This window comes from Gluconacetobacter sacchari (assembly GCF_014174255.1).
GTDB lineage: Bacteria > Pseudomonadota > Alphaproteobacteria > Acetobacterales > Acetobacteraceae > Gluconacetobacter > Gluconacetobacter sacchari.
The window spans coordinates 141,345-150,544 of record NZ_JABEQJ010000008.1; the positions used below are offsets into that span (position 1 = coordinate 141,345).

The 9,200-nt window shown below is 72.2% G+C and carries 6 protein-coding genes and 1 pseudogene; all 7 read right to left on the reverse strand.

The window, feature by feature from the left end; genetic code table 11:
* Nucleotide 1: 1 nt before the first annotated feature.
* A complete protein-coding gene (locus tag HLH48_RS08370) occupies nucleotides 2–1,165 on the reverse strand; it encodes an FtsW/RodA/SpoVE family cell cycle protein (RefSeq protein WP_182997044.1) in 1,164 nt (387 codons plus the stop codon).
* Nucleotides 1,165–2,559, reverse strand: coding sequence for a UDP-N-acetylmuramoyl-L-alanine--D-glutamate ligase (gene murD / locus HLH48_RS08375; protein ID WP_182997045.1), 1,395 nt, complete (start codon nucleotides 2,557–2,559; stop codon nucleotides 1,165–1,167). The genes HLH48_RS08370 and murD overlap by 1 nt, the downstream gene beginning before the upstream one ends.
* On the reverse strand, nucleotides 2,556–3,647 hold the full coding sequence (mraY, locus tag HLH48_RS08380) for a phospho-N-acetylmuramoyl-pentapeptide-transferase (protein WP_182997046.1): 1,092 nt from the start codon (nucleotides 3,645–3,647) through the stop codon (nucleotides 2,556–2,558). Before mraY ends, murD begins: the two co-directional genes overlap by 4 nt.
* Nucleotides 3,647–5,041, reverse strand: coding sequence for a UDP-N-acetylmuramoyl-tripeptide--D-alanyl-D-alanine ligase (locus HLH48_RS08385; RefSeq protein ID WP_182997047.1), 1,395 nt, complete (start codon nucleotides 5,039–5,041; stop codon nucleotides 3,647–3,649). The genes mraY and HLH48_RS08385 overlap by 1 nt, the downstream gene beginning before the upstream one ends.
* Nucleotides 5,038–6,510 (reverse strand): UDP-N-acetylmuramoyl-L-alanyl-D-glutamate--2,6-diaminopimelate ligase, encoded by a 1,473-nt coding sequence (locus HLH48_RS08390; RefSeq protein ID WP_182997048.1) that lies wholly within the window; start codon nucleotides 6,508–6,510, stop codon nucleotides 5,038–5,040. Before HLH48_RS08390 ends, HLH48_RS08385 begins: the two co-directional genes overlap by 4 nt.
* Nucleotides 6,507–8,567, reverse strand: coding sequence for a peptidoglycan D,D-transpeptidase FtsI family protein (locus tag HLH48_RS08395; RefSeq protein WP_373320247.1), 2,061 nt, complete (start codon nucleotides 8,565–8,567; stop codon nucleotides 6,507–6,509). Before HLH48_RS08395 ends, HLH48_RS08390 begins: the two co-directional genes overlap by 4 nt.
* A 51-nt stretch (nucleotides 8,568–8,618) precedes the next feature.
* Nucleotides 8,619–9,200 (reverse strand): annotated as a pseudogene (locus HLH48_RS08400) (hypothetical protein); the annotation flags it as partial.

The window sequence follows — 9,200 nt, forward strand, 5'->3', positions numbered from 1 at the left end:
CTCATGCGGTGGCCTTTCGTGCCCGGAAGACGGGACGCCCGCGCGGAATCCGGCTTTCGCCCATGCGGTGTCGGGTCAGCGCCAGCACCATGCCGATGGTCAGCGCCACCGACATCGCCGACGAGCCGCCGTAGGAAATGAACGGCAGGGTCATGCCCTTGGTCGGGATCAGGTGCAGGGTCGAGCCCATGTTGACGAAGGCCTGAAGGCCGAAACCCGTGATCAGCCCCGTGGTTGCCACGACGATGAAGGGATCGTCCTCGCGCAGCAGCTTCAGCAGGGTCCGCACCACGATCAGGCAGAACACGCCGATGATGAACAGGCAGATCAGCATGCCGAATTCCTCGCCCGCGACGGCGAAAACGAAATCGGCGTGGGCGTCGGGCAGCAGGTCCTTCACCCGCCCTTCGCCGGGGCCGCGCCCCATCAGCCCGCCATTGCCGAAGGCGCGCAGGGCGGTGTCGATCTGGTAATGGTCGCCGACATTGGGGTGCAGGAAGCGCTCCACGCGCGAGCGGACGTGCGGAAAGGCCACGTAGGCGCCCAGGAAGGCCGCGATCATGCAGCCGGCGCCGGCGCCGACGAAGAAGATGTTCAGCCCGTCGATGAAAAGCTGCGCCATGAAGACCGTGGTGATGACGCTGAGCATGCCGATGTCGGGCTGCGATTTCAGCAGCAGCAGGATCATGGCGAACAGGCCCAGCGCGATCGGCATGCCCGGCAGCAGGCGGCGGCCCCGTCGCTCGGTCAGCAGCCATGCCGTGACGACGGCGAAGCAGGGCTTGAGGAACTCCGAGGGCTGGACCGACATCATCGGCAGCGCGATCCAGCGCCGGGCGCCCTTGATCTCGATGCCGTGGACCAGGGTCAGCGCCGTCGCGGCGGTGGCCAGGACGAAGCCCGCCAGGGCCAGCCGCCTGACGCCTCTTGGCGAGAGCAGGGACGTGCCGACCACGATCAGGCCGGCCAGGGAGAGGAAAACCACCTGCTTGAGGATGAACATGTCGCGCGAGGCGCCGATGCGGGTGGCCACGGCCGGGCTGGCGGCCAGCATCAGCACGTAGCCGAAGCCGATCAGGATGCAGACGCAGGACAGCGTCACCCGGTCGACATTGCGCCACCAGCGGGCGAGGAAGGAGGTATCGACGCGCGAGATGGCGGCCATCAGCCGGTTCCTTCCTCTGCCGCCAGATGGTGGACGCGATCGGCGAAATGCCGGCCGCGATGCTCGAAGCTCTTGTACTGGTCGAAGCTGGCGCAGGCGGGCGACAGCAGGACCGTCGGGGAGCCCGCGCGCCGCGCCTGCTCGAAGGCCATGGGCACGGCTGCGTCCATCGTGCCCGCCAGCGTGTACGGGACATTGTGCGCCGCCAGCGTTTCGGCCAGCGCCGGGGCGTCCTGCCCGATCAGCACGGCGTGGGCGATGCGGGGGAAATACGGCGCGAGGGCGGCGATGCCCCCCGCCTTGGCCACGCCGCCGGCGATCCAGACCAGCCGGTCGTAGCAGCCCAGGGCGCGGGAGGCGGAATCGGCATTCGTCGCCTTGCTGTCGTCGACGAACAGGATGCCCGCGACCGTGGCGACCGGCTTCTGCCGGTGGGGCAGGCCGGCGAAGGTGCGCAGCGCGGGGGCGATGAAGCTGCGCGGCACGCCCAGCGCGAGGGCCATGGCGGCCGCCGCCGCCGCGTTTTCCGCATTGTGGGCGCCGGGCAGGGCCGGCGCCTCGGACAGGCTGGCGATCACGCCGTGCCGGTCGCGCAGGATGCCGCCGGCGCCGCTGAGATCGGCATTGGCGGAGGAGCCCGAGATGGTTTCCACGCGCCCGCCGCTGGCCGCCAGGTCGTCGGCCAGGAGGGAAAGCCGCTTGCCCGGCCGGTCGCCGAAGCCCAGCACGGCGAGGTCGCCGGGCCGGGGGCTGTCGAAGATATGCAGCTTGGCGCGCAGGTAGCCCGCCATGTCGCCGTGGCGATCCAGGTGATCGGGCGTCAGGTTCAGCAGGCAGGCGACGTCGAAATGCAGGTCCAGCAGGCGTTCCAGCATGTAGGACGACATTTCCAGCACGTAGACGCCGTTGTCGGGCAGGCGGGGCAGGGACAGCGCGGTCGGACCCAGATTGCCGCCCGCCGCCACAGGGATGCCGGCGGTGGCCAGCATGTGCGCCAGCAGGACGGTGGTGGTCGATTTGCCGTTGGTGCCGGTGATGCCGGCGAAGCGCGCGCGCGAGCCGGAGCGGCGCACCGCCTGGAACAGCAGGTCGGCATCGGACAGGATCGGGATTCCGGCCTCGCGCGCCAGCAGCGCCACGGGATGCGGAGCGGGAAGGCGATGCGGGATGCCGGGCGACAGGATCAGCGCGTCGCTTTCGGCAAGGGATTCGAACGGTGCCACGGTGACGCCGGGGATGTCGCCGAGCGCGCGGCGGGCCTCCGCGCTGTCGTCCCACGCGCGGACCGAGGCGCCCATCGCGGCCAGCGCGCGGACCACGGGGGCGCCGTTGTTGCCCAGCCCCAGCACGGCGTAGCGCCGCCCGGCGAACAGGAGGGTGGGGAAGCGGTTCATCGCAGCTTCAGCGTGGCGAGGCCACACAGTCCCAGCACGATGGAGACGATCCAGAAGCGGATCACGATCTTGGGTTCCTGCCAGCCTTTCTTTTCGAAATGATGGTGCAGCGGCGCCATCAGGAACACCCGGCGGCCGGTGCGGCGGAACCAGAAGACCTGGATGATCACCGACAGGGTTTCGACCACGAACAGGCCGCCGACGATGCACAGCACCAACTCGTGCTTGACCGCGACCGCGACCGCGCCCAGCGCGCCGCCCAGCGAGAGCGACCCGGTATCGCCCATGAAGACCGCCGCCGGGGGGGCGTTGAACCACAGGAAGCCCAGCCCCGCCCCGACCAGGGCCGCGCAGAAGACGCAGAGTTCGCCCGTGCCGGGCACCGCGTGCAGTTGCAGATAGTCCGCGAAGACATGGTTGCCGACCAGGTAGGCGATCAGCCCGAAGACGAGGGCGGCGATGATGACCGGCACGATCGCCAGCCCGTCCAGCCCGTCGGTGAAATTGACGGCGTTGCCGAAGCCGCTGATCGTGATCATCGCGAAGAGCGGAAAGGCGATGCCCAGCGGCAGCAGCCAGTCCTTCATGAACGGAAAGGCCAAGTGATTGGCCAGGTCGGCCGGCATCAGGCTTTGCAGCCAGTAGCCGCCGATCAGCGAGATGGCGAATTCGCTGCCCAGGCGCGCGCGCTTGGACACGCCCGCCGTGTTGCGCCGCGACAGTTTCAGATAATCGTCGGCGAAGCCCACGGCGCCGAAGCCCAGCGTGACCAGCAGCACCGCCCAGACGAAGCCGTTGGTCAGGTCCGCCCACAGCAGGGTGGAGGCGAACAGGGCGAGCAGGATCAGCACGCCGCCCATGGTGGGGGTGCCGGCCTTTTCCAGGATATGGCGTTCCGGCCCCAGGGCGCGGATCGGCTGGCCCTCGCGCTGGATGCGGCGCAGTTGCGCGATTACCGGCCGGCCCAGCAGCAGCGAGAGCGCCAGTGCCGTCAGGCAGGCCGCGCCGGCGCGGAAGGTGATGTAGCGGAACAGGTTCAGCGCCGTGACATGGCCCCCGGCGTGATGCTGGATGAGGTCGTAGAGCATCAGCGCGGGCCCGCCCCGGCGGTCGTCAGCACCGTGACGATATCGCGCATGCGGCTGCCGAAGCTGCCCTTGACCAGGACGGTGTCGCCCGGCGCCAGCGCGGCCAGGACCGCAGGCGCCAGGCTGGCGGCGTCGGGCGCCCAGGCGCCGCGCCGGGTGGGGGGAAGCAGGTCGAAGAGAAAATGCATGTTGGGGCCCGAGCAGAAGACGAGGTCCGCATGCGCCACGGCGGCGGACAGGAGGGATTCATGTTCGGCGCGGGCGAAGTCGCCGAGTTCGCGGATATCGCCCAGCACGGCCACGCGCCGGCCGGAGGCCAGCAGGTCGAGCACCGCCAGGGACGAGCGGATGGACAGGGTCGAGGCGTTGTAGCTTTCGTCCAGCAGCGCCGCGCGGCCGCCCAGGATCGGCGCCAGTTGGCCGCGTCCGGCGCCGGGACGGAAGCCGGCGAGGGCCGAGGCCGCCGTGGCGATATCGGCCTTAAGCGCGGCCACCGCCGCGAGGACGGTCGTGGCGTTGCGCGCCAGGTGGCGGCCGGGAGCGTCGAGGCGCAGGAGGAACGGGTGGCCGGCGATGGTGACGACGCCATCGCTGCCGCCGGCGGCGAGCGCGAGGTCGGACAGGACCGCCATGCTGCCGGGTACCTCGCCGACACGCCACAGGATGGCGCCGGCCCGGACGGCCTGTTCGGCGAAGATCGGCTGGCCGGCCGCGTCGTCGGGGACGATGGCGGTGCCGCCGGGCGGCAGGGCGGCGATCAGGCCCGATTTTTCCCGCGCGATGGCGTCCAGGCTGCCCATATGGCCCAGATGGGCGCCGGCGATGGTGGTGATGATGGCGACCTCGGGACCGACCAGCGCCGCCAGCGGGGCGATTTCGCCGGGGTGGTTCATGCCCACCTCGCACACGCAGAACGCGGCGCCGGCGGGCAGGCGGGCCAGCGTCAGCGGCACTCCCCAATGGTTGTTGTAGGAGGCGGCGGCGATATGGGTCGGCCCGAGGGCGCCCAGCGCCAGGCCCAGCATGTCCTTGGTCGTCGTCTTGCCCACGCTGCCGGTGACGGCGAGCATCCGGCCGGTGAAGCGGGCGCGGGCATGGCGGGCCAGGTCGTTCAGCGCCGCCATCGTGTCGGGCACCCGCAGCACGCGCGGATCGGCGGGATCGAGCCCCGCCGCCGCCGGATCGTGGACCAGCACCGCCGCCGCGCCGCGCTCCAGCGCCGTGCGCGCATGGGCGTGGCCGTCGCTGCTGTCGCCGACCAGGGCGATGAACAGGTCGCCCGGGGCCAGCGTGCGCGTGTCGATGGAGACGCCGGTGACGGCGACCGGGGCGGTGCCGGCGAAACGGCCGCCGGTCGCGGTTTCCAGCGCGTCGCGGGTCCATAATATCGTCATGTCGTCACCCCGGTCATCCGGCGGATGAGGGACACGTCGTCGAAGGGCAGGGTGGTGGTGCCGATGGTCTGGCCCTGTTCGTGGCCCTTGCCGGCCACCACCAGCACGTCGCCGGGCCGCAGCATCGACAGCCCCTCGGCGATGGCGTGGGCGCGGTCGCCGATTTCGAGCGCGTCCGGGGCGCCGGCCAGGACCTCGCGACGGATCGCGGCCGGGTCTTCGGTGCGCGGATTGTCGTCGGTGACGATGGCGATATCGGCGCGCCGGGCGGCCTCCTGCCCCATCAGGGGGCGTTTGCCGCGATCGCGGTCGCCGCCGGCGCCGAACACGGCGATCAGCCGGCCGGCTGCGTGGGGACGCAGGGCGTCGAGCAGCCGCGCCAGGGCGTCGGGCGTGTGGGCGTAATCGACATAGGCCGCGGCGCCGTTGGGCAGCAGGGCCGCGCGTTCCATCCGGCCGCGCACGCCGGCGAGTGCGGGCAGCAGGGCGATGGCGCGTGCCAGCCCGTCGGAGCCCGGCGCGGCCAGGGCGGCCGCCAGCAGGGCGTTGTCGGCCTGGAAACGGCCGGGCAGCGACAGGACGATCTCGTGGCGCGTGCCGCCGGCCTCCAGCCGCAGGCGCTGGCCTTCGGGCAGCGGAGAGCTGTCCAGCAGGCGGATCGCGTCGCCCCGCGTGCCGACCAGCCGCAGGTCGAAGCGGCGCCGGGTGGCGATGGCGCGCAGCGCGGCCAGGGTTTCGGGGTCCATGTCCGCGTTGGCCGCCGCCAGCGCGCCCTCGGGCAGCAGCCGGTCGAACAGGGCCAGCTTGGCGGCGCGGTAGGCATCCAGCGTGCCGTGATAGTCCAGATGGTCGCGGGTGAGGTTGGTGAAGCCGGCGGCGGTGAGGCGCAGCCCGTCCAGACGGTGCTGTTCCAGCCCGTGGGACGAGGCCTCGATCGCGACGTCGGTCACGCCGCCGCGCGCCATGGCGGCCAGCGTATCGGCCAGGCCGACGCTGTCGGGGGTGGTCAGGATGGGGCCGGCGGGGGGCAGCGGGACCGGGGCGATGACGCCCAGCGTGCCGATGCTGGCGGCCTGGCGCCCCTGGCAGGCCAGGAGCTGGCGCAGGAAATCGACGGTGCTGGTCTTGCCGTTGGTGCCGGTGACGGCGACGAGCCGGCCCGGCTGGGGCCCGGCGAAGGCGGCGGCCAGCAGGGCCAGCGCGCGCCGGGGTTCGTCGGCGTGGATCACCGGGATGCCGGGGGCCGTTTCGGGCGGCACGTCGCGCGGAGCGACGATGGCGGCGGCGCCCGCCGCGATGACGGCGGGGATGAAGGCGCGGCCGTCGGCGCGGGTGCCCGGAATGGCGACGAACAGCGTGCCGGGGCGCACCAGGCGGCTGTCGGCCGTGACCTGGGTGATCGCCGGGTCGCCGGCGGGGGGGACGGCGAGGCCGGCGGCGGCCAGCAGGTGGGACAGGCGTCGCGTCATCCCCGGACCTCCGGATGGGCGTGGCGCCCGCGCGCGGAGCGTTCGGCCCGCGCGGGAAGCGGCTGGGCGGCGGATGCCATGCGCGCGGATTGGCGCGCGGGTGCTTTCGGCTGGTTGCGCGGATCGCCCGGATCGTTGCCGGGGCCCAGCGGGCGATAGCCGCGCGGCACCGCCGGTTGCAGCGGGATCGCCAGCGCGTCGTCGACCGCCTGCGGATTGGTCGTGTTGGGGAACAGCCCCAGCATCGGGCCGATGCGGGTCACGATCTTCGATACCGTGGGGGCCGCGTTCCAGGCGGCCGTCGTCCAGCCGTGGGTCTGTGGTGTCGCCTTGGGGCTGTCGAGCATGACATAGACGGCGTAGCGGGGCGCGTTCATGGGAAAGATGCTGGTGAAGGCGGACACGTTGACATGTTTGAGGTAGCCGCCGTGCGGGCCGATCTTCTCGGCGGTGCCGGTCTTGCCGCCGACGAAATAACCGGGTGATTCCGCCGTCTTGCCCGTGCCCTTCGTCACGTCCAGGCGCAGGATGCGGCGCAGCAGGGCCGAGATCTCGGGCGAGATGACGCGCTGCGCGCCCGGCATGGCGCTGGCATCCGCCGTTTCGGGGGCGGCCTGGGCCGGCGTGGCCAGCGCCGCCGGGGTGAGGACGGGCGGGGCGCCTTCGGCGACGGCCGGGATGGGCCGGGCGTTGCCCGCCTGCTCGTCGGCCGCCTGTTCGCCGTCGCGGGCCATCAGGGTCGGGCGCAGCAGGATGCCGCCATTCACGGTGGCGGCGGTGCCGCGCACGATGGCCAGCGGCGGCTCGGCGACGCCATGGCCGAAGCCGACGGTCATGACCGTGGAGATGCCCCAGTTGCGCGTCTGCGGCACGATCGGGCGCCCGGCCTCGGGCAGTTCGATCGGCACCGGGGCGAAGAAGCCCATGCCGCGCAGCCATTGCTGCTGGCGCTGGGCGCCGACGTCGAGCGCCATATGGGCGGCGGCGGGGTTGGAGGAATAGGCCATCACCTCGTTCAATGTCAGCCAGGGCGCGAAATGGTCGCTTTTCATGTCCGCGATGGTGAAGCGGCCGATATGGATCGGGATGGAGGAAAACCGGTCCCACGGATGCGCGACGCCCAGTTGCAGCGCCATCGCCGCCGTCTGGAGCTTGAAGGTCGATCCGGGCTCGTACATGCCGGTGACGGCGCGGTTGAAGCGGGCGTCGGGGTCGGCGTGGCCGAAATCGTTGGCGTCGTAGTCGGGCAGGCTGACCATGGCGATGATCTCGCCGGTATTGACGTCCATGACGATGGCGCAGGCGCCGATGGCCTGGAACAGATCCTTGGCCGCCGCGAGTTCGTCGCGCACCACCGCCTGGATACGGACGTCGAGCGACAGGCGCAGCGGCGTGCGGTCGCTGTCCAGGCGCTTGTCCATCGAGCGCTCGACCCCCGCCACGCCATGATCGTCGATATCGACCGCGCCCAGGATGTGGGCGGCGACCCGGCCCAGCGGGTAATGGCGGCGCTCGCCCGGTTCGAAATAGATGCCGGGAATGCCCAGATTGTTGATGGCGACTTCCTGCATCGGCGAGATGTCGCGCGCGAGGTAGATGAACTGCTTTTTCGTCGAGAGCCGGCGGATCAGCTCGGCCTGGTCCAGCTTCGGCAGGACGGTCAGGAGCTTTCTGGCCGTGTCCTGGGGGTCGATCATTTCCTGCGGGTTGGCATAGACCTGCGCCACCGGCAGCGAGATGGCCAGCACCTGGCCGTTGCGGTCGGTGACCGAGGCGCGGTGGACCTGCGGCAGCGCGAAATCGCCGGCCAGCATGCCCTTGGGGTCGCTGTGCGGGATCGGGGGCACCTGGGGGGCGATCTGACGCTGTTCCGGCGCCATCGGCATGATGACGGTGGCAACCGCCAGCTTCAGCGCCACGGCGCCGAACAGCCCGAAGAACCCGACCGACATGACCAGCAGGCGCGACTGCATCCGGTCGCGCGCGCCGCGGCTGCGCAGGTCGTCGCCGGTGACCCGCACGTCCATGCGCGGGGGCCGGGAGGGCCCGCCCCGCATTTCGTCTGGTGTGTCGGTCGGGCCGTTTGTCATGTCACCTGTGTCGGGTCGTCAGTTGCTGACGGGAACGGGCGGCGGCAGCGCGCCGGAATGCGAGAAGCCCAGGGAAGACCCGCGGCCGTATCCCCGGGCCTCCTCATACGGAGCAGGGGGTGTCGCCGGCCGCCAGGCCGCGACCGTGACCGGCAAAGGACGGACCGGCCGGGTGGACGCGAAGCGCGGAGCGGGTGTGGCCGCGGGCGGTAGCACGGGGCGCACGGCGCGGGCAACGGAGAGTGCGGCATGGTGGTCAATGTTATGCGGCAAATCGGGCGAAACCGGGGCGGGGTGGGGCGGGGGGGCCGCCGCGTGCGCGGCGACCGGGATGATCGCGGCCTGGGCCATCACGATCGGGCGGGTCGCCGGGCGCTCGGCGCGCGGTGCCGCCGGACTCGCCGGGCGCTGCGCCGCCGCCACCACCAGCGGGGCGGCGGGGCGGTCCGGCGTCGGCCGGGCGGGGGGCCGGGGGGGGGGGGGGCGGCGGGCGCCGGGGGCGGGCGGGGGCGGCGGGGGGGGGGGGCGGGGCGGGGGGCGGGGGGGGGGGGGGCCGGGGGGCCGGCGGGGGGCGGCCACCAGCGCGAAGGGCGTGCCCTC

Coding starts and splice junctions, on each gene's coding strand:
- HLH48_RS08370 (WP_182997044.1), bottom strand. CDS start 1,165: ATGGCCGCCATCTCGCGCGTCGATACCTCCTTCCTCGCCCGCTGGTGG.
- murD (WP_182997045.1), bottom strand. CDS start 2,559: ATGAACCGCTTCCCCACCCTCCTGTTCGCCGGGCGGCGCTACGCCGTG.
- mraY (WP_182997046.1), bottom strand. CDS start 3,647: ATGCTCTACGACCTCATCCAGCATCACGCCGGGGGCCATGTCACGGCG.
- HLH48_RS08385 (WP_182997047.1), bottom strand. CDS start 5,041: ATGACGATATTATGGACCCGCGACGCGCTGGAAACCGCGACCGGCGGC.
- HLH48_RS08390 (WP_182997048.1), bottom strand. CDS start 6,510: ATGACGCGACGCCTGTCCCACCTGCTGGCCGCCGCCGGCCTCGCCGTC.
- HLH48_RS08395 (WP_373320247.1), bottom strand. CDS start 8,567: ATGCGGGGCGGGCCCTCCCGGCCCCCGCGCATGGACGTGCGGGTCACC.